General features: G+C 37.7%; 22 protein-coding genes and 1 riboswitch. Of the genes, 15 read left to right on the forward strand and 7 right to left on the reverse strand.

The annotated features are described in order from the left end of the window. Nucleotides 1-10 precede the first annotated feature (10 nt). Nucleotides 11-1,327 (forward strand): dienelactone hydrolase family protein, encoded by a 1,317-nt coding sequence (locus LVD47_RS06190; RefSeq protein WP_236974692.1) that lies wholly within the window; start codon nt 11-13, stop codon nt 1,325-1,327. Between the two features lie 93 nt (nt 1,328-1,420). Here LVD47_RS06190 and LVD47_RS06195 read toward each other — a convergent pair whose 3' ends face one another. Both LVD47_RS06195 and LVD47_RS06200 read right to left on the reverse strand, forming a co-directional pair. Then, the gene (locus LVD47_RS06195; protein ID WP_236974693.1) at nt 1,421-2,143 is read right to left on the reverse strand and encodes a 3-keto-disaccharide hydrolase; all 723 of its coding nucleotides are present in this window, start codon (nt 2,141-2,143) and stop codon (nt 1,421-1,423) included. Between the two features lie 94 nt (nt 2,144-2,237). Then, nucleotides 2,238-3,530: a Gfo/Idh/MocA family protein gene (locus LVD47_RS06200; protein WP_236974694.1), complete on the reverse strand. Its 1,293-nt coding sequence runs from the start codon at nt 3,528-3,530 to the stop codon at nt 2,238-2,240. A 246-nt stretch (nt 3,531-3,776) separates the two neighbouring features. On the opposite strand from LVD47_RS06200, the gene mscL reads away from it, so the two are divergent. Continuing rightward, complete coding sequence (mscL, locus tag LVD47_RS06205) at nt 3,777-4,235, forward strand: large conductance mechanosensitive channel protein MscL (protein WP_236974695.1); 459 nt, start codon at nt 3,777-3,779, stop codon at nt 4,233-4,235. 85 nt (nt 4,236-4,320) lie between these two features. On the opposite strand, the gene LVD47_RS06210 is transcribed toward mscL, so the two are convergent. From LVD47_RS06210 to carB, 3 genes are all read right to left on the reverse strand, one after another. Then, complete coding sequence (locus LVD47_RS06210) at nt 4,321-5,382, reverse strand: YncE family protein (protein ID WP_236974696.1); 1,062 nt, start codon at nt 5,380-5,382, stop codon at nt 4,321-4,323. Then, a complete protein-coding gene (locus tag LVD47_RS06215) occupies nt 5,379-7,232 on the reverse strand; it encodes a TonB-dependent receptor plug domain-containing protein (RefSeq protein ID WP_236974697.1) in 1,854 nt (617 codons plus the stop codon). Before LVD47_RS06215 ends, LVD47_RS06210 begins: the two co-directional genes overlap by 4 nt. A gap of 82 nt (nt 7,233-7,314) precedes the next feature. Further along, nucleotides 7,315-7,612, reverse strand: a riboswitch (cobalamin riboswitch). 160 nt (nt 7,613-7,772) lie between these two features. Continuing rightward, entirely contained in the window at nt 7,773-10,589 is a 2,817-nt protein-coding gene (carB, locus tag LVD47_RS06220; protein WP_236974698.1) for a carbamoyl-phosphate synthase large subunit, read from the reverse strand. A 141-nt stretch (nt 10,590-10,730) separates the two neighbouring features. Between carB and LVD47_RS06225 the strand changes: the two genes are divergently transcribed. The 7 genes from LVD47_RS06225 (at nt 10,731) to LVD47_RS06255 (ending at nt 18,231) form a co-directional block, all read left to right on the forward strand. Further along, entirely contained in the window at nt 10,731-12,182 is a 1,452-nt protein-coding gene (locus LVD47_RS06225) for a class I SAM-dependent methyltransferase (RefSeq protein ID WP_236974699.1), read from the forward strand. Nucleotides 12,183-12,187: 5 nt separating this feature from the next. Continuing rightward, the gene (locus tag LVD47_RS24025; protein ID WP_236974700.1) at nt 12,188-13,741 is read left to right on the forward strand and encodes a PP2C family protein-serine/threonine phosphatase; all 1,554 of its coding nucleotides are present in this window, start codon (nt 12,188-12,190) and stop codon (nt 13,739-13,741) included. Between the two features lie 63 nt (nt 13,742-13,804). Then, nucleotides 13,805-14,356 (forward strand): DUF6272 family protein, encoded by a 552-nt coding sequence (locus LVD47_RS06235; protein WP_236974701.1) that lies wholly within the window; start codon nt 13,805-13,807, stop codon nt 14,354-14,356. A 4-nt stretch (nt 14,357-14,360) separates the two neighbouring features. After that, nucleotides 14,361-14,705 carry a slr1659 superfamily regulator gene (locus LVD47_RS06240; protein ID WP_236974702.1) on the forward strand — a complete coding sequence of 115 codons (345 nt, stop codon included), beginning with the start codon at nt 14,361-14,363 and terminating at the stop codon, nt 14,703-14,705. A gap of 14 nt (nt 14,706-14,719) precedes the next feature. Next, entirely contained in the window at nt 14,720-15,706 is a 987-nt protein-coding gene (locus tag LVD47_RS06245; RefSeq protein ID WP_236974703.1) for an adenylate/guanylate cyclase domain-containing protein, read from the forward strand. Nucleotides 15,707-15,732: 26 nt separating this feature from the next. After that, nucleotides 15,733-17,598 (forward strand): patatin-like phospholipase family protein, encoded by a 1,866-nt coding sequence (locus LVD47_RS06250; RefSeq protein WP_236974704.1) that lies wholly within the window; start codon nt 15,733-15,735, stop codon nt 17,596-17,598. Nucleotides 17,599-17,679: 81 nt separating this feature from the next. Continuing rightward, complete coding sequence (locus LVD47_RS06255; protein ID WP_236974705.1) at nt 17,680-18,231, forward strand: HD domain-containing protein; 552 nt, start codon at nt 17,680-17,682, stop codon at nt 18,229-18,231. 40 nt (nt 18,232-18,271) lie between these two features. Here the strand turns inward: LVD47_RS06255 and LVD47_RS06260 are convergent, their stop codons facing one another. After that, nucleotides 18,272-18,718: an Hsp20/alpha crystallin family protein gene (locus LVD47_RS06260; RefSeq protein WP_236974706.1), complete on the reverse strand. Its 447-nt coding sequence runs from the start codon at nt 18,716-18,718 to the stop codon at nt 18,272-18,274. Between the two features lie 158 nt (nt 18,719-18,876). Here LVD47_RS06260 and LVD47_RS06265 point away from each other — a divergent pair, with 158 nt between their 5' ends. The 3 genes from LVD47_RS06265 to LVD47_RS06275 are packed head-to-tail and all read left to right on the forward strand — an operon-like array spanning nt 18,877 to nt 20,554. Further along, entirely contained in the window at nt 18,877-19,221 is a 345-nt protein-coding gene (locus LVD47_RS06265) for a tRNA-binding protein (RefSeq protein WP_236974707.1), read from the forward strand. Between the two features lie 7 nt (nt 19,222-19,228). Then, nucleotides 19,229-19,786, forward strand: coding sequence for a nitroreductase family protein (locus LVD47_RS06270; RefSeq protein WP_236974708.1), 558 nt, complete (start codon nt 19,229-19,231; stop codon nt 19,784-19,786). An 18-nt stretch (nt 19,787-19,804) separates the two neighbouring features. Beyond that, nucleotides 19,805-20,554 (forward strand): Smr/MutS family protein, encoded by a 750-nt coding sequence (locus tag LVD47_RS06275; RefSeq protein ID WP_236974709.1) that lies wholly within the window; start codon nt 19,805-19,807, stop codon nt 20,552-20,554. 25 nt (nt 20,555-20,579) lie between these two features. Here LVD47_RS06275 and LVD47_RS06280 read toward each other — a convergent pair whose 3' ends face one another. After that, entirely contained in the window at nt 20,580-22,085 is a 1,506-nt protein-coding gene (locus LVD47_RS06280) for a sulfatase family protein (RefSeq protein WP_236974710.1), read from the reverse strand. A 422-nt stretch (nt 22,086-22,507) separates the two neighbouring features. Here LVD47_RS06280 and LVD47_RS06285 point away from each other — a divergent pair, with 422 nt between their 5' ends. From LVD47_RS06285 to LVD47_RS06295, 3 genes are read left to right on the forward strand one after another with little or no spacing between them, the layout of a single operon-like run. Further along, nucleotides 22,508-23,458: a glycosyltransferase gene (locus LVD47_RS06285; protein WP_236974711.1), complete on the forward strand. Its 951-nt coding sequence runs from the start codon at nt 22,508-22,510 to the stop codon at nt 23,456-23,458. Nucleotide 23,459: 1 nt separating this feature from the next. Further along, nucleotides 23,460-24,101: a 16S rRNA (guanine(527)-N(7))-methyltransferase RsmG gene (gene rsmG, locus LVD47_RS06290; RefSeq protein ID WP_236974712.1), complete on the forward strand. Its 642-nt coding sequence runs from the start codon at nt 23,460-23,462 to the stop codon at nt 24,099-24,101. 3 nt (nt 24,102-24,104) lie between these two features. Continuing rightward, on the forward strand, nt 24,105-25,577 hold the full coding sequence (locus tag LVD47_RS06295) for a mechanosensitive ion channel family protein (RefSeq protein WP_236974713.1): 1,473 nt from the start codon (nt 24,105-24,107) through the stop codon (nt 25,575-25,577). Nucleotides 25,578-25,663 lie beyond the last annotated feature (86 nt).

Here is a 25,663-nt window from a genome sequence, read left to right on the forward strand (position 1 = left end):
ATATGCCAAAATGAAAAATAGAAAGCCAAACACTTTAGCAAATCCTACCCGAAGGACATTTTGGAATAAATTTTCAGCTCTTTATGGTTTAGTTCTTACCCCTAATTTTATAAAATACCAAACTCTATTATCACCACTTGCCATGAAACCATCTCAAAGCCCGGATCCTTCATCACCTAAAAGTATAATTGGCCAATACGGACCACAATTATGGAAACTCAACCATCACGATGCTGGCGAATATTCTTTCAGAAATGACAGGTGGAAGGATATAAAATCATGGAAAACCCAAATACTTCCAAGGATCGAAGAATTTATTGCCTCTCCCCAAATTGATTTTTCACCCAACCCCAAATTAATACATCAATACAAATACGATGGGCTCGAAATTGATGAACTTTCCTGGGACTTACCTTATGGTCGGCCTGCAAAAGCCTTGTTTTTAAAACCGATAGGAGCAAAAGGCCCACTTCCTGCCATTTTGGGGCTCCATGACCATGGCGGGAATAAGTATTTTGGTCGCCGAAAAATCACTAAAACAGGGGACAATCATCCACTTATGGATTATCATCAGGATCATTATTACAGTGGGAAAGCATGGGCCAACGAAATCGCAAAAAAGGGATATGCTGTATTAGTCCACGACACCTTTACATTTGGTACCCGTAGAGTACAATATGATGACATTTCGGATATACCCTGGGGTGAATGTAATACCGATGGATTGACCGATTCCAATCCCGAAAATAGTGAGAATATAGAAAAGTATAATACATGGGCAGGCAACCATGAACACATCATGGCCAAATCCCTATTTTCAGGGGGATATACCTGGCCGGGAATATTTCTTTACGAAGATCAGTTAGCGCTGGATATTTTGAGTGCAAGAGAAGATGTGGACAGCGACAAAATAGGGTGCGCCGGACTATCAGGGGGTGGGCTGAGGACTGTTTATCTTGGGGGACTTGATTCCAGAATTAAATGTGCGGTGTGCGTCGGATTTATGAGTACCTGGAAAGATTTTATGCTCAATAAATCTTATACCCATACCTGGATGACATATACCCCTGTGCTCCCTAAATATATGAATTTCCCAGAAATTCTTGGGATGCGAGTTCCCTTGCCTACCATGGTTCTCAATAATTCTGAGGACAGTCTCTATACTGTTCCTGAGATGAAAAAAGCTGTAGAAATCCTGAAAGGGGTTTATTCAAAAGCCGGATCTTCCGATACGTTTTCAGCAAAAATGTACTCCGGTCCGCATAAATTTGACGCCGAAATGCAGGAAGATGCATTTGCATGGATGGATAAATGGTTGAAGGGATAAGTGCCTGAAATATTCAAAGTTATGAGTGCCTAAAGTTGTAGTTCGTGAGCTCTAGTTTTAGAAGTACTTTAGATACTTCAAATACTTCAGGCACTATTCTCCCTTAGCCATTCCTCCAGGTAATTCTATAACTTTCAGGTTTCGAAAATGGATCTCCGCACCTTCAGATTCCAGGCACATGTACCCTTTTCTCTGTGTCGATTTGCTAATTCCATTGACGAATTTACCGTTAACGGATAACTTTATCTCACCATCGACGCACACTACATCGTAAGTATTCCATTCGCCTCTGGGCTTGCATCTGTTTTCAATAGATTTACTCCTGGAGCCCCGCGGGTTATCTGGGGTTGTCTGTACACCTCCTACGCCGAATAATTCTCCGTGGACATAGGCTATAGGTGGCTTTTCTCCATTCCGGGTATTCAAATTTACCCAATCCAATTCCAACATTTGAACCTCCACACCATCAGGTAAACGATTGTCCCCCGGTATGGCTCTACTCCACATAAACATTCCGGAATTACCACCCGGCTCCATATGCTTCCATTCTACATGCAGGATGTAGTTTTCGAATTGCTGTTCACTTCTTACAACGCCAATGGGGTTTCCGTAGCACACCAAAATATCGTCCTTCTTTTCCCAGGTGGATTCCTCGGTGTTTACATTATACCATTTTATAAGATTTTGTGAACGGCCGGACTCTGTAAGAAGCGCTTGGTCCAGTGGAATAACTTCCCCGAATTCAAATAATGGATTTTGGGCCGCAAGCGTAAACGTCAGAAGAGCAACGGAAAGGACTGAAAGATACTTAAACATTTTCTATTTTAAATTACAGTGAATGTAAGTAAAACGAAGTGCCACATTCACAATTTACGATAAATCACTTTTATATCATCCAAAAGCTACCATCTTACAGAACCTGTGTGATGCCCGGAACAGGAACATCCGATACCGGCCATTCAAGGTCCCAATCATAATCTTCAATATCAGGTCCCAGTTTAACATCGGAATTTATAGCTTCATCCCAGGTAATTTCCTGCCCGCTATAACCAACCATTCTTCCCAGCACCGCCAGCATAGAACTATTGGCCATCCAGACCCCATCATTCATTGGTTTATCATTCCTTATCGCCGCAAAGAATTCATCGTGTTCTGTCTGGTACATATTATTGCGCTCCCCTTCATATTTCCACGGATTCTTACCTGTAATCTCCCATTCACGCCCAGGTCTGAAAAAAGCATGTCCGTCTGAACCAAAAACATCAACCGTATTTTTTCCTGCACATCCAGCCTGTTGACGGGTAAAATGACTCGCTTTTATTCCCCCATTATATACATACTCTACAGCAAAGTGATCGTACACATTTCCATAAATAGGATCCGTTCTTTTCTGACGTCCACCGTTTCCTATAGCTTTTAGGGGAACCTCGTCACCCATAGCCCAGGACATAAGATCAAGACTATGGACAGCTTGTTCCGTGATAAAGTCACCTGATAGCCAATTGTAATACAACCAGTTTCTCAATTGATATTCCATATCGGTCCAATCTGCTTTTCTTGGTCTTGACCACAACTCCCCACCAAATCGGAAAGTAGTAATGCTACGAATCTCTCCGATATCACCATTAAAAATGCGATCGTATATTGCACGGTTGGAAATATCGTATCTGTAACAAAATCCACTTAAAATGGAAAGTCTTTTTTGTTCAGCTTCTTTAGCTGCTTCAATTACCTTTCGCACACCGGGTGCATCCACAGCGACGGGTTTTTCACAAAATGCGTGCTTACCCGCAGCAATGGCTGCCTTTAGATGATCCGGCCGGAAACAAGGCGGAGTAGCTAACAAAACTACATCAACTCCGGAATCAATTACTTTCTTATAAGCATCAAATCCTATGAATTTATGATCCGCATCAACCTTCATCTTTTCAGGATTTTCCTCCTTCAACGCCATATACGAATTCTCTAATTTATCGGGGAAAATATCACCCATAGCTATCAATTCGACATCAGGGTCTGCATTCATTGCCTGGGCAGCAGCTCCGGTTCCACGGCCACCACATCCGACTAAACCTACCTTTAATACTTTGTTTGGTTTGTTCTCCATACTTTTTCCCGAAAGATCAACGGTTGGCAAAATAGCACTTCCCAATGCCAATGTTCCTGAAGATTTTATAAAATCTCTTCTCGTCTTATTATTCATGATGTATTGTTTGTAATTGAGGGCATTAAGTTATCAAAAAAATAGCTATTTCAAAAGAGAAGCTTCCTCCACAGAACAATTTATTATTTCCTTTTGATTTTTAAAAGCGTAAAAACTTTTAATTGCATTATAATATTCTATATGACTCAGATCAAAAAAACAATTTTTTATTAAAATAAAAACATCGTAATATTATAGCACAAAACACATATACACAAAATAATTACCTAATTAAATTTCTTACATATGGGCATGATAAAAGATTTTAAAGAATTTGCCGTAAAGGGGAATATGGTAGATATGGCTGTTGGTATTGTACTTGGTGCTGCCTTCGGTACAGTTGTCAAATCCCTGGTCAGCGATATTGTAACTCCTATTATTGCAGCCGCATTTAATATGCCGGATTTTGCAAACTTGTTTATCAGGTTAAAGGCTCCTACTACGCTTCCCGAAGGAGTAACATCCGTAGATGAAATAACTTCTCTGGATGCATTCAGGGAGTCTGGAGGGGTAGCGTTAGCATACGGAAATTTTATAAATGCCCTAATTGCATTTATACTGGTAGCCTTCGCTCTCTGGATTATCGTCAGGGCCCTGAATAAAATCAATGAAAAGAAAAAAGTGGAGGAGGAAGCAGCTCCGGAACCCGCAGGACCATCTGAATTGGATGTCCTTTTGGAAATACGGGATGCCCTGAAAAAATAAAACAAAAGAGGGCTCTATAATCGAGCCCTCATTTTATATCTTGGTTATAGCAAGGGTTATCACATTCTATAACAAAGTATTTAATCTATTCGAAGTAAAAGCCATTGGGGGCAATTCCTATCTGTGCCTGTCCAATTAATTGGCCATCCGTATCAAATTGGAAGATATCCCCCGCACTTGAAAAATCATTGGCATCTCCCACAAATATTTCCCCTGAGGCTGGGAACGCTGCGATTGAATAGATATAGTCAATATCTGTAATTGGAATCAAAGGGTTCGAAGAAACTGTCGCTGTATTCACATCAAAGGAATATATTCCATCTTCCTGGGAAAATAATACACGATCCCTGAAAGAATCATATGATACTACACTTGTTTTATTTGTATATCCCAAGTCATGGGTATTCACCACTTCCCCTGAAATCAAATCAATGGATACTATTTGGGCACCTTCATCTCCATTATCAATTTCTTTTCCTTGACAATATACATAAAGCATATCTGAACCTTCATCACACGCCCATGTAGATGGATTCCATCCTACTTCTAGCGAATCAACAGTAGAATCCGTCAAGTTCACACTATAAATATGGTTTACATCGCTACCCATCCATTCTTTAGGGCTAATCGTCCAAAAAGTATTGCCGGATTTCATAGCAAGATCAGAACCTTTGCCAAGATCAATACTATCTACAATCGCATTTGTCCCTAAATCAACAACATGGATATAATCGGTATAATAATTAGTAACATATCCTAAACCATCACTTTCTACTAAATATCTAGGTGAGTTAAAACCGGTAATCTCGGTTTGCTTCTCAAAACTACTTTGATCGACAACAACTATTTTTTTGTCACCATTCACCACTAAATAAGCCTTTTCGTCTATAAAACTTAATGACTGCAATACATCACCCAAATCTTCAGAATTAACCTGACTGTATATATCTCCATTTACCAATCCCTGAGGATGTATAAATCGAACCGAAGCATTCCCCTGGCCAAAAGCTCCTTCACAACTAATGAATATTCCTTCCTCAAAAGTTATTGGTTCCGGTTCCCCCTGCCCTACCGGATCCTTTTCACACGAAGTCAGGAAGACCATTCCCAGAGCTGCTAAAATTAAAATCTGATTGCAATGTTTCATAAGTTAAAATTATAATTTGTATTTATTTGAAATGTTGTCCCCGGCATGGGGCGATTCTTGATTCCCTGGTATTGATGGTTTAATACATTCTGAATGCCCACTACAACTTTCCATTTACCATTCCCTGACCTGAATTGAAGTGCAGGGTGAATAAGGAAAAACCCCGGTAAATAGTCACTGTGGTCTGAAAGTGTATACCTTTTTGAAGTATACTCCAAATCAACGTTGGCCGAAAAAAATCGTGCAAAATCATAGCTAAAATTTGCAGAAGCCAAATGCTTCGGAGTATAAATAGTCTGTTTATATTCATTTCTATTCTCTAGTAAATATGTTCTTACCCACTGGTACCCCACTTGCGCTTTAAAATGATTCAGATTCTTTTCCAAATATAATTTGGCACCGTAATTGCGAGCTTTATGGTAATTATCTGGACTCCAAATCCCTCCTTTGGGCAACCATTGAATCCAATCCGTGGCACTTCTTCCAAAGATTTCAATCCTGGAGTTTAATTGATATGGCAGTTCAAATTGATATTGTACTCCATACATCCAGTTTCTCTCCGGTAGAAGCTCAGGATTTCCCCCGGGCTCCCAAAACCTGTCATTGAAGGTAGGTAAGACTACATTCCTCCCTCCATAAACGGCAATATTGCCCCCATTATCAAGTTCATAGTTTATCCTTCCATCCGCCACTAAATCTTGCGAATATCCAAAAATTATCTCCGGCCGGATCAAAAATGAAACATTTAACGGAATCTTATCTAAACGTTTAGAAAGCTGCCCATAAATACCCATCCTTGATTCTTTCAAAGGATCGCGATAATTATCAGATCTGGAAGAAAAATAACTGTAATTACTACCATACCGCAGGGACCAAGAGTTGGGTAACAGCCATTGATTGTCAATCCTTAACTGGAAATTATCAAATTGATGATGGGCATCCAAATTTATTGCCGGATCGGTATAGTTTTGATTTTGAATGGAATAAAATGCACGGACATCCCATAAGTGATGCGTTGAAATACTTGAATATTGAACCATTGATCTGACAAACTGATCTCCCTGTGTTGCATCATTATAGGTACTTGTTAATATGGGAGGGATTTGTCTGAATTGATCTCTCACCCAGATAGAGGCCTTTATTTTTGCATTTCCCCTTAACTTATAATTGAAGTCATAATTGGCATTATAGTAATGATGATTGGCATGAGGCAAACGCTTTACAGCACCGGATCTATCTTCGTATTTATAGTTATTTTGGGCTTGTAAGGTAGATAATGAAATTTTATGATTAGTCTCACTGACTTTCCAGCCCAGTTTAAGATTTATTTTCCATTGGTTTAAAGTAGAAAAACCACTGCTAATGCCACTGGAATATAGTCCCTTCCCGGCATCCGTATCTATTAGAACTGTTCCTGCCACGGACCCTGCTCCATAAATATTATTAGATGTCAAACCTACCATTTTCAATGAGCTAATATCCGAAGCATGGATCATTGAAAAGTCATTAAGCCCAAGCATGGGGTTATTCAATCGTATTCCATTCCATACCAAAGCCACTTCACTTGCCTTTCCCCCATTGAGGGCTATCGTAGATGAACTTCCTGGACCGTAATCCTTGAAATACACATTATACTTACTCCGCAAAACACCAGAAAGAGAATGCTGGAATTCCAATATTTCATTAAATTCTACTGAATCGTATTGACGCGTAAGGACATTTTGATCTTCAATCTCTATGACTGACATTTCGATAGCAGTATCTATTTCCTGGGAATCAATCGAAGTGATCAAGTAAAACGAAAAAAATAATATATAAATTAAATGCCTGATACTATTTACTTTATTCACATCAGGACAAAACAAGAAATGCACTCCATTGAATCATGATTCGATGGATATACAATTCAGTGCTTTTCTCCCGAAAGCCTGGAATTAAATAATAAATCAGGCAGGTCTTCTGGCTTTTCTTTGTGATCTTATCTGTGAAGATTTATTTCAATTTTGGACGACCTTCCCGAAATGATATTTCCTATAAAAATCATTGCAGTGGTCCAATGCCCAAAAGGCTTCGAAAACATTATAAAAAAACATTCGAAGCTCAAAGAATTACAGCTGCGGGGACAGCTCCGGAATTTTTGAAAATGCAAAAATGTATTTGTAATAACGAACACAAGGTACTACATTTCAAATCACCGGATTCCCTATAAACCTGATTCAAATGCAAATTTAATTATTTTGATACAATTAATTGGAAGTTGATAAACTTTTCCAATACCAAAACAGAAAGAATTCATGCGACAGCAGACGAATCTCTGCCTTCAGGTTCATGTTTTTCATTTACAATACATAGATTTCTGTGGCTATTGCTCACCTCGAAGGCCACTTGCATTACATACTCAAGTACATAGAACGTCTTTTGTCCAATTCCCTGAAATACGGATCCTGAAGATCTTTGATAAAATAGATCTTTTCTCCCGTTGACTTCATTTCAGGACCCAGACTCTTATCGACATTCGGGAACTTATTAAAAGAAAATACCGGAATCTTGATTGCATATCCTTCCAAATTCTTTTCGATCTTAAAGTCTTTCAACTTTTTATCTCCCATCATTATATGGGTAGCGATCTGAATATACGGTACTCCATACGCTTTGGCGATAAACGGAGTAGTTCTACTGGCTCTTGGGTTGGCCTCTATCACATATACTACATCGTTGTGTATAGCAAATTGTATATTAATTAATCCCTTGGTATTCAAGGCTTTTGCTAATTTCTCCGTATATTCTACCATCTTTTGAACTACTGCTTCTGGGAGACTATAAGTGGGTAGTACGGCACTGCTATCCCCTGAGTGAATACCTGCGGGTTCTATATGTTCCATAATCCCCATGATATGTACATCTTCACCATCACAGATCGCATCAATTTCTGCTTCCCGTGCCCGCTCCAAAAAGTGATCGATCAAAACCTTATTATCGGGTAAATGCTTGAAAATACTAAGCACATGGCGTTCCAGATCCCTGTCGTTAATCACAATTCGCATCCGTTGCCCTCCCAAAACGTAAGAAGGTCTGACCAAAACAGGGTACTGAACCTTATTGGCAATTTTAATAGCCTCATCCACATCATCCGCTACACCGTATTTGGGATATGGTATTCCCAATTCCTTGAGCATATCTGAAAACCTTCCCCGGTCTTCTGCCAAATCCAGTGATTTAAAATCTGTTCCAATGACAGGTATATTTTTCTCATAGAACTTCTCTGCCAACTTCAAAGCTGTTTGCCCTCCCAGCTGCACAATCACTCCTTCCGGCTGTTCTAATTCTATTATTTCTTCAAGGTGTTCCCAGAAAACAGGCTCAAAATAAAGTTTATCCGCGATATCAAAATCTGTCGACACTGTCTCCGGATTACAATTGACCATAATTGCTTCATATCCCGCTTCTTTGATAGCCAGAATACCGTGTACACAGCAATAATCAAACTCAATACCCTGACCAATTCTATTGGGACCGGAACCCAGAACAATTATTTTTTTCTTGTCTGACGGTGTACTTTCATTTTCCTGTTCAAAAGTGGAATAATAATAAGGAGTTTGTGCTTCAAATTCTGCTGCACAAGTATCAACAAGTTTGTATGTTCTCTTAATTTCCAGTTTCTTACGTCGACTAGATACCTCATCTTCTCCGATTCTCATTAACCACGCAATCTGGGCATCTGAATATCCGTGTTGTTTGAGTTCAAGCATAAAATCAGCATCAATATCCTCTGCTACATTATATTGCATTAATCGCTGCTCTAACTTTACCAACTTCTTTATTTCATTCAAAAACCAAGGATCCATTCCGGTTAATCGGTGTATGGTACTAATGGGCACTCCCAAACGAAGAGCATCTTTTATCCGGTACACCCTATCATCTGAGGGTTGTTCCAATCGCTGAAGGATATCATCTGTTTTTATCCATTCCTTTTTATCTGCACCAAGTCCCATACGGTTGTTCTCCTGGGATTGGCAAGCTTTCTGTAGCGCTTCAATAAATGATCTTCCAATAGCCATTACCTCTCCTACTGACTTCATTTGAAGACCAAGCTTATCGCTGGATCCATAAAATTTATCAAAGTTCCACCGGGGCATTTTGACAATTACATAATCTAAAGTAGGTTCGAATAAAGCTGAAGTATTCCCGGTAATCTGGTTACCCAGTTCATCCAGTGTGTATCCAATGGCCAACTTGGCAGCAATTTTTGCAATAGGATACCCCGTAGCTTTGGAAGCCAGGGCAGATGATCTCGATACCCGGGGATTTATCTCAATAGCAATAATCGTTTCAGTTTTAGGATCTACAGAGAACTGGACATTACATCCTCCTGCAAAATTACCAAGAGCGCGCATCATTACAATGCCCATATTCCTCATTTCCTGGAAAGTACTATCTGCCAGCGTCATTGCTGGAGCGACAGTGATACTATCGCCCGTGTGTATTCCCATGGGGTCCATATTCTCCACGGTACAAATAATTACTACATTATCATTCCGATCTCTTAGCAATTCAAGCTCGTATTCTTTCCATCCCAAAACAGCCTCTTCAACTAATACCTCATGCGTAGGAGATGCATCTAAACCTCTCCTCAGCGCCTCTTCAAATTCACTTTCTTCCATCACAAAACCTCCTCCGGTACCACCCAGGGTGTAGGATGGCCTTATTACGAGGGGAAATCCAATTTTTTGCGCAGCTTCTTTTCCTTCCAAAAAACTATTTGCAATAAAAGATTTCGCGACCCCCATTCCGATCTCCACCATAAGCTTTCTGAAAGCTTCCCTGTTCTCTGCAACCTCAATGGCCTCCAGATCCACTCCAATGAGCCGGACATTATATTTATCCCAAATTCCCAGTTTTCCCGCTTCGATAGCAAGGTTGAGAGCAGTCTGTCCACCCATGGTGGGTAAGACAGCATCAATGTCTCTCTCCTGAAGAATTTTTTCTATACTTTCCGGTTCCAATGGAAGAAGATATATGTGATCCGCAGTAACAGGATCGGTCATTATCGTCGCGGGATTGGAATTAATAAGTGTTACTTCAATTCCTTCTTCGCGTAATGAACGAGATGCTTGGGACCCTGAATAATCGAATTCACAGGCTTGACCGATAATGATTGGACCACTCCCAATTATAAGGACAGACTTAATACTTTGATCTTTAGGCATAGAATGTGCTGTTAAAATTGGACGCAAATATAAGTTACTATTGTTTAAAATATCAAAGTATCCTAATCTTTTTCCTTTAAAAATAAGGTAATACTGGCATTATTTTTAATTTTGATCACGCAAAACACGATACCTCCAAGAATGCAATATGAAAGAAAAGTCATAAAGAATAACAACCTAACGCTAAAGTGGTTGGATTATAAAAATTACCGTAGCGAAATACAAAGCCTTCGCAGAGCTGTTTTTATTGAGGAACAGGGTTTGGATGAATTTGTATTAGATTCTCCAGCTGATGAAAAAGGATTACATCTAGGGCTATTTGAGGAAAAATACTTAGTATCAAGTGTAAGTATTTTTCCATTTAAAAATGATAATGATTTTATAAAAAATAAAATAAAACTTAATTCCAAAAGGCCCTATTTAATACAATTTTCCAGAAGGGTCGAATTACCTGAATACCGCTCCCGGGGATATTCTACTTTGATGCTGGCACATGCAATGCGCAGCTCTTATGAGCTGTTCCAGCCAGATTGTATTTTTGCTATATTAATGGGGCCGCACAAAAGATTAAAAAATTATTACATCAATTCTTATCGCTTTAATAGATATGAAGAATTCAGCAGTGAGGATGGGGATGGTTTCCTTTTGATAATGGACGACCAGGACATCATTGATAAGGTGGCAACTCAATTGAGGTCTCAAAGTATAAAATTGTCTGAGACACTCAATATTTCATTACCGGATATGACCCATCACATAATGAAGCACGAAATTCTAAAAGAATATTTGAGTTTAAAAGGTGATCAGGTCAACCGCTATTTAAAACCTCTTTCCCTCCAGGATGAACTGCCGCGTTTGTCTGCACAAGCCAGGATGTTGTATAAATCCCAAAAAGGAATATGGCAAAAACTGTTAGCTGACTATCCGCAACACAAAAATATTTTAGATATTGGATGTGGGCCCGGTATTTATCTTTCTCAATTAAAAAAACTTGAAGAAGCTAATGACCGGAATTTAATGGGAATCGATATTAGTGATGAATTAATTACCTACGCAAAATTTTCACACTCTGAGATGGATTGGAAAGTAGGAACTGTTTATAACACTCATTTGGAAGCAGAATCTGTAGACATTGTTCTTTGTAGCTTTCTATTTATCCACCTCCTTAATCCATTCCTGGCACTAAAAGAAATTTATAGAATTTTATCACCGGAGGGGATTCTTTATATTTCGGATGTAAATGATAGCACATTTGATGGTCCCAAAAAGATCCGGGATCTCATTGACGCCCATAATGAAATATATGAAGGGAATCGAATGGTTATGTCTTCGATCCACATATTAGCGGAAGATTCAGGATTCGAACAAGTAATAAGTGACGACCTGAAAGTAGATAACACAGGAACTGATCAAAAAGCAGAATTAAATGAACGACACTACAAGTTAGGGAAATGGTCTTTATGGGGTATGTTTTCCTTTTTGGGACAAAGAAGTGAGGTCAAGGATCAATTTGAAGCGGCTGAACAACATTACTTTAATACAAATTCTACCCTTTCAGTAGAAATACAAAGCAGAATATTTAAAAAGAAATAATCAACGTGCAGGAAGACAAACCCAAAATGGATGTTTTACAGGAAGCGAGTCAAATGCTTTCCGAACCTAGTAGAAATACTAAACGGAGGATTTTGACAGCATTCAATTTTGTGTTTATCGCCGCTATTGTTTTACACCTCACTATACAACTTATTGAATTTGGTAGGCTTCCCGATCCGGCTCGAGACCTTGTCCTGTACCCCATAATACTCATTATCAATTCGATATCCGTATTTTACAATGCCCGTGTATTGTTAGGTAGAATTAAACCCGTACAATGGATGAACCGATTTACGGCTTGGTCTTCTATCGGCATCTCTCTAATTCTTGCGTTGCTCATTGTACACGCCAATATCAATACGGCCACAAGTATCCTGGTTGATTTTGGATTCTCTGTCATAATGATTTTCATTGTCGGTACAGTAATAGGGAGAAATGCTGCAATAGGTTGGTTTATTATTTCATCCATCAGTCTATTTATTGCATACCAAAATATTGGAAAGAACTTTGAATACCATTTACTTACCAACCAGGAAGTGCAGGAGTTTAAAGAATCCCTTTCCGAGGGAGACCCTGATGCTGTAAAAAGGTTGGAAGAATTAAATGAACATAAATTAGCCCCTCTTCCTATAGGTCTATTTGCTAGTGTCTGGTTTATATTTATGATTACCCTTTTTCTTGCCGTGTATTTTGAATCCAATATGATATCCAGGGTACTCAGTGTGATTCCCGCAGTAATTAACAAAATTTCAATTGCCTCTCGCGAAAAAAATAAACTTCAAAATGAAAATATGCGCATGGGGCTAGAACTGGATGTAGCACGCAAAATACAAATGACCCTTTTGCCAAAAGTAGAAGATTACAACCAGTTTAATTACCTTGAAATATCAGCGAGGATGGACCCGGCGACAGAAGTCGGAGGAGATTTCTACGAAGTACTACCCCAGGAAGATGAATCAGTAATTCTAGCCATCGGTGATGTCACAGATCACGGGTTACAATCCGGACTGGTAATGCTCATGGTCCAAAGTACCATACGTACCATCCTGGACACAGGAAGTAGAGATGTAACTCTCACGAAAGCTATGAACCGTATCAATACTATCATGTATAGAAACATACGAAATCGTATGCAGGATTTCAGAAACCTAACGATGTGTTTGGCAAGACTTAACAAGAATAGTATAACCGTATGCGGACAACACGAAAATATTTTAAAATATAATTCCAGTAAAAATGAGGTAGAGATAATACCAACTGACGACCTGGGGATCTATGTAGGGTTGATTGAAGACATAGAACCACATGTAGGGGAATTGGAATTTGAATTTTCAGAAAATGATATCCTTCTCCTCTATACTGACGGATTAACGGAAGCCGAAAATATAGAAGGTGAATTTTTTGGAGAAGAACGAGTTGTTGAACTTTTACATAAACACAATAGTAAAAAATCACATGAAATAGTAGAATATATATATAACAATATTTATCAATTTACTGGGGATAAAAACATCCTGGATGATATATCCCTCATGATTGTAAAACGCAAAAGTATATGAACACCCCTAGAAATTTTAACCTAGTAATTAGGTCATATTATTTAAATTTAAAAACAATATAATATGCTTATTGACACCATTGGAGAATTTGACAAAATCCCTGACTCGATTCCAGCTGAAGGTGATGTAGCGATCAAAGTAAGGCCCATAGATCTAATAGCTTATTGGAAACGATGTGGCATTATGGCTGATTTTGCTGCTGCCTTTTATGCGTATACACAAGACCAACCCAGTGTACAAGAAAATATTATTTCAACAATTTTTAACGAGTTGATCGAAAATGCATCTAAGTATTCTGTGAAAAGAAATGCGGAAGTTGGCATACATATGAAATTGTACAACACGGTCCTAAAGATTCAAACTGAAAATTATACCCCTGAATCCCATTTTCAAAAATTACGTAAGCATCTGAAGGAGCTTACAGAAGCAAAAGACCTCGACGAACTTTATATAAAAACGTTAGCAGCAAAATCTGATACTACATCAGATTCAGGAATTGGTTTGTTGTTATTGGTAAAAGATTATAACTTGAAGATCGGAGCCCAATTTCGACACATAGAAGAAACGGGACAATATAAAGTAACTATTCAATCATATTACTACATTGAACAATAATCTTATGAATACATTAAACGCTGGAGATTCAATAATAACATACAATCAGTCAGAGTCATCATTAACTTTTGAAGGATCAATGCGCCTGGCAAACATGAAAGAGTACGATGTGGTATCACAATTCCTCAAAACTTCCAGTGAATCATCCACTGATACACTCATCCTGGATTTGCAACCCCTTCAGTTCCTGAATAGTTCGGGAATCACTACACTTAGTCTCTTTATTCTAAATTGCAAGAAAAAAGGAAATCCAAAAATTACGGTTTTAGGAAATGAATCGATCTCGTGGCAGCAAAAATCAATAGCTAATTTTAAAAAGCTCTGGAACGAAGTGGAAATTAAGATTTAATATTTTAAAATCCTATGGCTCAGTATGGTAATAATCCAGAAACCCCAAATAGCGAATGGTCCAGAGAAAAAGAAGACCTATTAGGGGAGGTACATGATTTAAAGATTTTGTATGAAACGGTAGCCGAACACAGCAGTACGATAGAAAATGAACTGGAACAGAAAAACCAGGAAATTTCATCCTTAATCCAACAATTAAAAAAATACCTCTCCCCACAATTATATAACCTTATTGTGGGGAAAACAGGAAACGCTTCCCTCAATTATAATCGCAAATTCCTTACTATCTTTTTTTCAGACATTGTGGGATTTACGGAAATATCGGACCGCACAGACCCCGAAGTTTTGTCTGAGCTACTTAATGGCTATTTAAATGAAATGGCCCAAATCGCCATTAAATACGGTGGAACTATTGACAAATTCATTGGGGATGCACTGATGATCTTTTTTGGGGATCCCGAGTACACAAGTGATCAAAAACACGCCCAGGATTGCTGTCAAATGGGATTAGAAATGCAAAGTAAAATTGAAAAAATTGATCAACAATGGATTCGAAGAGGAATACCTCAGGGATTGAAAGTAAGAATGGGTATTCATAGCGGATACTGCACCGTCGGTAATTTTGGATCCGAAAACAGAATGGATTATACTATTATCGGTGGAAATGTAAATATAGCCAGTCGACTGGAATCCCTTGCCGGCCCCAAAAGTATTTTTATTAGCTCTGTCACCAAAAACCTGCTCTCACAAGATTTTATTTCACACTTTAACCAAACTTTCCAGGTAAAAGGGATCCATTACCCGATAGAGGTTTTTGAGCTATTAGGATACAAAAAAGTAAAACATCCTGGCACAAACCCATATCTATTAATTAATCGACATGGATTTGTATTTGAAAAAATAATTTTTGACAACGCATCCTCAAACCCGGAAAAACTTAAACAAATTGAAAAAGCACTTAAAAGTCTACTCTCCCATATAGAAAAATATAACTCAGTATAAATTTATGAAACCATAAAATCTGTAAAATGGATCAATATAATCTCATTTCCCAAATTTCTACAGATCATAAATATATCCGACAAATTATAAATGACATTTTTGGACAACTTACAGATGAACAATTTAACAAATTGTTTTCCTATTTCGAATGGATACGTATAAAAGCAGGTAATCAATTAATTAAACAAGGTGCCCCTTCAGATCACATCTATTTTGTCGTTTACGGACGCCTCACCGCGATTTATGAAAATAATTTTGGAAAATCGAATATTCTCGGAGATATAATTCCGGGCCAGGCGGTAGGAGAAACCGGAGTAATTGCTGATCAACCCCGTACAGCTCATGTTTTTGCGGCACGAGACTCGGTACTTATCAGATTATCAAAGGAAATGCTCTATAAACTAGGAAATCAATTCCCAGTGCTCATTCTCAATGTAGCTAAAACCATTATTCGCAGGACAGATCAAAACACGAAAGGAAGAAAAGTTCCCCACCCAAAAAATGTAGTTTTTCTCCTAAATGAAAGATCAACCCTGAAAAGTCAATTTTTCGAGTACTTAAAACCTAAACTTGCCCCATTTGGAAAAATTACATTTTTGGACCAGGAAACTATTTTGAATGAATTGGGTGTATCGCTGTCAGAATTCACTACTGCAAAGGGTGAAGATTCATTCAATATCGAGTTGCAAAAAAAATTGGATGCGATTGAAAATTCTTCGGATTACGTAATATATATAGCGAATGAAGATGAAAAGGTATGGAAGAACAGAGCGATTGCTCAAGCTGATATTTTCTACATTCTCAAAGAATTTGGGGAATCGGAAAAACTCACTACAACGGAACAAAAACTTTTTAGCAACCATTTAAAATATAAATTGACTAAAAAAAACCTTGTTTTGCTCCATGAAAATGGAGATAACCTCCCACAAAACACGAGCCGATTTTTACATAACCGTTCCCTGGAGATGCATCATCACGTCCGGATGGATCGAATAAGTGATATAGAAAGAATATCCAGATTTATTAGTGGAAACGCCATTGGAATTGCCCTGTCGGGTGGAGGTGCCAAAGGATTAGCTCACGTGGGTATCGTTCTGAGCTTACGCGAAAAAGGAATTCCAATCGACTTCTTCTCCGGAACCAGTATTGGTACTTTCATTACAGCTCTTGGAGCGCTTGATTTACCAAGTGATGACCTTGTAAAAAAAGGTAGCGAATTAGCAAACAAAGCACCTACCAGAAGAAAAAACTTAAACATCGCTCCATTAATTTCCCTGATGAAAGGAAAACATTTGGACGACCTTCTCGAGAAATATTTCGGAACATTTAATATAGAAGATACCTGGATAAATAGTTGCTATGTTGCATCCGACCTTACCGAAAGGAAAAAAGTAATCATTACATCGGGACCTATAAATAATGCGATACGGGCAAGCGTAGCCCTACCCGGAATTTTTCCGCCCGCCGTTAATGATAATTCACTTTACGTAGACGGTGGACTTTTAGAGAATTTACCCATTGAATCCCTCGGAGGATTTCCCGTCGGTAAAACAATTGCTGTTACGCTCCACTCCACCAAAAAGTATAATCTTGAATATGATGTAGTACCTGAATCATGGGATTATATCAAGGATAAATTCCTGGGTAAGAAAAAATTTAAAGTTCCTTCTATATCTACCATAATTATGGAGTCTATGGTTCTTGCAAGCTATAGTAAATATGAAGAAACAACTAAAAAAGCTGATCTCCACCTCCACCCGCCTATAAACAAAATCGGGATATTGGAATGGAAGTCATATGATAAAATGGTACGTATCGGGAAAGAATATACAGACCAAATCGTAACAAATGAAATAAAAAATAAATTGATGCCATACATAGAACCTGCATAGGTACATTCATTTACCCTCTAACAAATGTCGGAAACTCAAAACAAAATATTAATATCCCTTCAAAAAGAAGTTTTCAAATTAATGGAAAAACTGCCTTCTGACCTATATTATCATAATATTGACCATACTATACTCGTATTTGAAGCAGTGGAATGGTTGTGCACGGAAGAGCAGGTATCCCAGGAGGATATGTATCTTTTAAAAATTGCCGCCCTGTTTCACGATGTTGGATTTATAGAAAGCTATGATCAGCACGAAGAAAAAAGTTGTCTCATTGCTGAAAAAATCCTCTCAAAATACAAACTGGCTGATCAACAAATTGAATGTATTTGTCAATTAATCACCGCTACAAAATTACCGCATTGCCCAGTAACTTTCGAAGAGAAAATTATTTGTGATGCAGATCTTAATTATTTAGGTGGCAATGACTTCTTTAAAATTGGAGATCGACTTCGAAAAGAGCTTATTCACTACGGAAAAATCGATAAAGAAGATATCACCTGGAATAAAATCCAACATGCATTCCTTACATCTCATACTTTTCATACCCAAACATCCCAAATCCACAAAGAACCTGTAAAACAAATTTATATAAAACAAATTAGTGAGAAAATAAAAAAAGCAGAGTCGTAAAACTCTGCTATCAAACCTCACTGGATACTCTCTATCCAATTTACTTAATATCTATTCTCCTGACCGGTTTTTGCCGTGCATGTTCTACTTTAGGAAGTATTACATACAAAATGCCATCTTCATACCTCGCATCCACTTTATCACTGTCTATAGTATCTGGCAGTGTAAATGTCCGTTTGAATGAAGAGTACCCGAACTCTCTTCGCGTATAATTATCTTCAGACATTTCTTCCTCCTTTTTTGCTTCTGCACTGATAGTCAACAAACCATTGTCGACATTAACCTCAAAATCTGATTTCTTCCATCCAGGGGCTGATACCTCCAACTCATAGCTATCAGGTAACTCCCTGATATTAGTAGCCGGCTTATTTATACTCGGCAAAAATTCAGTACTAAATGAAGGAAGTTCCCTTCCAAACCAATCTTCAATCCAATTAGAAACTCCAGGAAGTCGGTGTCCATTTGATACTTTTGCTAAAGTTTTCATAGCTTTGAATTTTTAATTTTTAATAATTAATTTCACTTATACTCCTTGCAAATTTGGCGCCAACACCAATAATTCAGTTATTTTGACACAGAATGCAGACAATTTGTCGCAAACAAGGACGTAAAACACAATTAACAAGTCATTTTGACAAATTTATTATGGACACGAATCTTATTGAATGGAAAGACTTTGCCAAGCTCGAAATCAGAGTCGGAACTGTCGTACGAACGGAGGTATTTAAAGAAGCTAGAAATCCAGCGTATAAAATATGGGTAGACTTTGGTGAAAAACTGGGCATAAAAAAAACAAGTGCTCAAATAACAGACTTATACTCCCATGAAGAATTGATTGGGAAACAGATTCTGGGCATAACCAACTTTCCTCCCAAACAAATAGGACCTTTCATGAGCGAATTTTTACTGACCGGCTTTGCGGATCAAGAGAATAGAATTATCATTGCAACAACGGACAAACCGGCCCCAAACGGGACCCGGCTTAAATAATCAATATATGGAAAACGATATTTTCAAAGCAATAAAGGAGCGCAGAGCAATTTACCCAGAACAATTCAATAATGAATTGGTATCTAAAGATGAAATTCAACAGCTCATTGAAGCTGCCCGATATGCACCCACCCATAAACTTACCGAACCATGGAGGTTTAAAGCAATACTGGGAAATAGTAAAAATAATTTTGCCAGCTTTGCTGAAAAGATTATTGCAGAACATCCGGACTTTGCACCAAAAGCCGAACGCATGGCCAATAAAATCCAAAAATCAGGAGCCATACTAATTATTAGCTTTCAAAGGGATCAAAAGGAAAGAATCCCGGAATGGGAAGAAATTGCTGCAACAGCAATGGCAGTGCAAAACATGTGGTTATACTTACAACATCTTAACATGGGTGGATATTGGTCCTCCGGAAAACCGCTTATGTATGCAGCCAAAAATTTTACAAGCTTCGAACAAGGGGAAAAAATCCTGGGACTGTTTTTTATTGGAAAATACGACATTGAATTAAAAGAAAGACGTCATAAAAATGTAGATGAATTTACTAAATGGATATAGTGCATTTAAATGTATATCATGGGGAGTTTGAATTTAGTTTTGTTGATAGGTGCCGGTAACCAGGAGATTATTATTGCTGTAGAAAACCTCTCCTCTTTTGATTTCAACATAACGGGAACAATTACATTTAATGAAGGGGATCCTATAGATATTGCCCTGCTTATCCCATCAAATAAACAAGAAAAATTTCTAAAAATACCATTTGACCGTATAAATGACTACCCACATTTTGAGCTTCAAATAGATAAATTTACTACTCAGGGACACGAAAACCAATACGATTTAAAAATAAAACCCAAACCCAAACATTTTGCGAAAGCAAGATTGGTGAGTAATTGGGGATTGCCCGGTAAATCCTACACCCTATGGACACCTAAAGATGATGCTTCTGATCCAATCAATATTCCCAAGATAACCCGGAAACCTTCTTATCAAGCCGATGATTTAGCATACATTCCCCTGGGAAACCTTACCGAAATGGCGGGATTTGGAAGGGAACTTGACCTACATGCATCTGCCATTTTCAAAAATCCTAAAAGTGTATCCCCGGAAGTTATTTATCAACGTCAATTATCAGAATTCGCTACATTTATAGACCGCGCCCTGAGAATGAATATTGATAGAGTTTTTATCATCCACGGAGTTGGCAAAGGAAGGTTGCGAAAAGCAATTCATCAAAAACTATCATCTAACCCCCATGTAAAAGAATTTGTGAATGAATACCATTCGAAATACGGATTTGGAGCCACTGAAGTGATCTTCCAATAATACCATGGCTCGTCACAAATTATGCCTAAAACGGATCATCCCCATCCCCTGTCTCTTCTTTTAACTTTTGTAAGTCGCTTTTTAAACGGGCAATTATTTTCCTGTATTTACTTTGGTCATAGGCATTATTGAGTTCAGCGGGATCCTCTTCCAGGTCATAAAAATCCCATCCAGGTTCTTTCAGATCCTCAATAGGACCTTCGCCGTCGATTGACTTCCCATAATAATAAATAAGCTTGTACCGACCCGTCCGTATACCCAGATGTGCTGGACGTGTAGGGCTGTGCGTCCAATATCGATAATACATTTTGTCTCTCCAATCTGCAACTTCCTCTCCCGAAAGGATATCTCTGAAACTTTCGCCCTGAATATAGTCCGGTTTATCAATTTCCGCATAGTCAGCAAAAAGAGCTGGGAAATCAATATTTAATATCATTTCATCGTACTCCGTACCTCCGGGAATCTCTTTTGGATATTGAATAATAAACGGCATTCTCAATGATTCCTCCAACATCATACGTTTATCAAAAAAAGCGTGCTCTCCCAGAAAGTACCCCTGATCCGATGTATATATTACCACAGTATTTTCGTCCAGTCCATTGTCTTCTAAATAGTCCAGCAACCGACCTATGTTATCATCTATCCCCGCCCCACTTCGAAGAAAATCCCGAATAAACTTCTGATAAATTTTTTTCCTTGCCTCTATTGAATCCAAACCATCGGTATCAAAAGGTAATTCGGGATAAGATGTCCAGAAGTCTCCAGTAGATGCTTTTTCATACCTTTCACCCAGAATATCAATTTGGTGTCCGGGAAAGGATCTTTTGGTGGTACCGGCACCCCAATCATCGAGTGATTCTGGCTCAGGAAATTCCACACCATCGTACAAGTGCCTGTATCTATCCGCAAAATCAAATGGTTCATGTGTAGCTTTAAAATGACACATAAGAAAAAAAGGTTCATCAGAATTTTGGGTACTCAACCAATCAAGTGACATATCTGTAATAACATCTGAAGAAAACCCTTGCTTCTGAATCATTCCTTCTTCGCCTTTTTCCCAATTCTCCAAGGTTTTGAAATAAGGATTATGATAATTTCCCTGACCGGGCAATACCGTAAATTCATCAAAACCAGTTGGTTTTGACTTTAAATGCCATTTACCAAATAAAGCAGTTCTATAGCCCGCGGACTGTAAAGTCCTCGCAATATTATCCCGGGTAGAATCTAATGAGTCCCTTAGTGTATACACTCCATTTTTATGACTGTATTGCCCAGACATTATCGATGCCCGGCTAGGCACACAGATTGAATTTGTACAAAAAACATTTTTAAGTTTTGCCCCGTTCCTGGCAATTCGTTCTATATTTTCATTTTTAACAAAATCTTTAAGAATTCCACCGTAAATCCCCCATGCTTGAGAAGTATGGTCGTCAGCCATGATAAATAAAATATTAGGTCGCTTTTCAGACTGAGAACAAGAAACCTGAAAAAAAATACTAATCAGAAAAAGATACCAAATTTTAGTTTTCATTTAAATCAAAAGATTTATTCCTTTCAAAAGTAAAATAAAGAAATCGCAGGAATAAGAAAAATTAAAGCATTTGATCAAACAATTAGTGAAAACCTGAAGGCATTCTCGGATTAACTTAGAGAAAAGCACCATATCCTTATTTCCCGGCTCTTCAGTTCGTCAAATCGAAATAATTTTGAACAACTATTGTGATTTGACGATTGATAAAAAGTTTCTTCAAGTATTTAATCTGTCAAAACACCTGTTTTTATTTCCATTGCTTTTACTATCTTCCAAATTACATGTTTACAGATTATATACATTACATTGCTCCAGGCTTATTATTAGTTTACGCAATTCAGTTATACCACTGGTATGGTATTTTTCTACGCATCAATTTGGAGAAGAAATATTCCAAGTCTCCAACCAACATTGGCCTATCGGTGATAATTAGTTTTAGGGAAAAAGTAGAGATTCTCCCGACTCTCATTAAGAATTTATCGCAGCAATCATATGAGAATTTTGAAGTATTGATAGTTAATGACGGCCCGGTAAGCCAGCCTAATAACCTATTAAGTGATTGGGCATCAGGAGATGAGCGTTTTCAATATCTGAAGCATAAAAAAAATACCATAGGAAAAAAATCAGCACTTGAATTTGGAATCAAAAATGCTTCCAATAATTGGTTAGTATTTACAGATATTGATTGCGAACCCGGTGACAATTGGTTGGAAATAATTTCCAAAAGCATACCGGACCATCCTTCGATTTTGTTAGGTGTTTCTCCCTATAAAAAAAAGCCGGGATTATTAAATAAGGTGATCCAGGGTGAAACATTTATTACAGCTATCCAATATCTCGGATGGGCGCAAAAAGGCAAAGCTTACATGGGTGTTGGAAGGAATTTAATTTATCACCGCCAAGTATTTGAAAAATATAAATTTGACTCTCATCGCAATATACCGTTTGGCGATGATGACTTACTTGTCAATGAGGCCGGCAAAGAATTTCCCATATATATCTTACCTGATACAGAAGCCATGACCTATTCTGCCCCTCCTATAACCTGGTCGGAATGGTATGGACAAAAATCAAGGCATTTAAGTGCAGGTAAATTTTATACACTCAAAACGCAAATAAGAATCTCGATTTTCAATTTTTCTTTAGCATTAGAAAAACTTTTACTATTAATTTTAATATTTTCTTCCCCTGTATTAGCTATTATATTTATTCTTTGCAAAGCTCTTTTTCTAATTTACCCCATCAACAAACTAAAATCCAGTATAGGAATGATATCTTCATTAACGGATTGGTTGGCATACGAATGGTTTCACTCTTTATATTTGGTCTTTATGTCGCCATATATTTTCTTCAAAACAAAAAGAAAGTGGTAAAATGGATGTAATTGAAAAATATTATTCAGAAAAATCACTAAAAAGGTTTAGTGATGATCAAATGGAAAAAATCAAAAGATTAGAGGTTTTATATAAGGAATGGAATAATAAAATTAATGTTATCTCCCGAAAGGATATTGACCAAATATACCTTCACCATGTTATCCATTCCTTAAGTATTTCAGAATTTACTACCTTTTCCAAAGGGACCAAAATATTGGATTTAGGAACTGGTGGAGGATTTCCCGGAATTCCCCTGGCTATTCGATTTCCTGATTCTTATTTTCATTTGATTGATGGAACAAAGAAGAAAATAAAAGTAGTAAATGAAATTGCCAACGAACTTGGGCTAGACAATGTATTAGCGACACAAGTACGGGCGGAGGAATTGAAAGGTAAATATGATTTTGTGGTTTCGCGGGCCGTTGCTTCCTTACAAAAACTTGTAAATTGGTCTGGTCCCTTAATTTCACGCGAGGGTGTAAATCCCATTCCTAATGGATTGTTGGCATTAAAAGGAGGAGATTTGAAGCAAGAAATTGCAGAGCTAGCCCAGGGAACTTATTGTGAAGTTACCCCAATTACAAAGTATTTTAACGAAGAGTATTTCAGCGAAAAAAAATTAATTTACGTTCAATTATAGGAAATGGAGGACCTATTACAACAAGAATTTCAAATCACCTCAGAATTGACCATTGACGTTCTGCGAATTGTCTTTACAATTTTAGGATTAGGGTTGGCATATTTCCTATATAGGCTTTTTCTGAAACTGGGCTTGAAGTTTGTAAGTGTAGACAAAGGAGACATCTATGAGAAAAAAATCAAAAATATTTTGTGGTATTTGTGGTTGTTTGCCTCTATATTTTTGATTTTTGCCTCTTTTAGAATCACTAATTTTTCAATACTGGAATGGATTGTTAACCAATTTGATATCGACTGGGATATCTCTCAGGATGGCATGCGAATTTTTCGATTGGGTTATATTCTTTATGGGTTGATTATAATTCAATTGGCCAGATTATTGGATTGGTTGATTACGCGCTTTTTACATAATCGAATTAGTGAACAAAAACGGAATCAAAATAAAATTAAGCGTTACATTACTCAGGAAGAAGCGCAGAAAAAAACAAATTTGACTGTTCAATATTTGGTCTACGGACTTGCCGTATTAATTATGATCAATTCTTTCGGACTGGATTTTGACCTTATAACATTCCCGGAATCTTCTGATCAGGATCCATTTAAACTGAGTAAATTAATACGCATAATATTAATAATTTTATCTGCCCGATTAGTAATATCCGTAATCACAAATGTATTCCTCAGAAGAGTATATCGTTCCCAGGGCATTGATGTTGGCCGTCAATATTCATTTAATCAATTACTTTCCTACTTTATTTATATTGCTGCCGTCCTGGTAGCTATTCGATCACTAGGATACAATACAACTATAATATTTGGTGGTTTAGCCGCTCTTCTAGTGGGTGTTGGTATTGGATTACAACAGACATTTAATGATTTTTTTAGCGGTATATTGTTACTTTTTGAAAGATCCATTGAAATTGGCGATATCATTGACCTGGACGATACAGTAGGTGAAGTGGAAAAAATCGGATTGCGGACTTCAATTGTACGTAATCGAGACAACATTATGCTAATTGTTCCTAATTCTAAATTGGTAAATGGTAAAATCACCAATTGGAGTCATATGGACGGCAAAGCCCGTTTTGCCGTCGAATTTGGTGTCGCCTATGATACAGATCTTGAATTATTTGAAAAGATATTAATAGATGTAGCCTCGAATCACGATGATGTTCTGCCTTACCCGCAACCGAAGGTAGCTTTTAGTGAAATCTCGGCATCTACTTTTAATTTTAAGTTGTTTTTCTGGACGAGTAAGTTCATGCCGCTGCCATTTCTACAATCTGAATTACGCTCTGCAGTTATTCATCAGTCGAGAGTTCACAACATAGAGTTAGCATACGATCAATTGGACATTAGATTACGAAACCAGATAATAGCTGCAAGCGATTCATCTTCCAACGAGACAAGAATTACACCGTTGAGCCCTGACCGGGATTTTTCTCATTTGAAAAAAAATAAAGGAGAGGAAGAATGATTAGATCTCATGATTCCCCAATTCCTTGAAAGCCTAGATTTTCTATCTATACAAGGTAGCGAAATGGCTCACCTTGAAGTTGATAT

The organism is Membranihabitans maritimus (assembly GCF_021729145.1).
Classification (GTDB): domain Bacteria; phylum Bacteroidota; class Bacteroidia; order Chitinophagales; family Saprospiraceae; genus Membranihabitans; species Membranihabitans maritimus.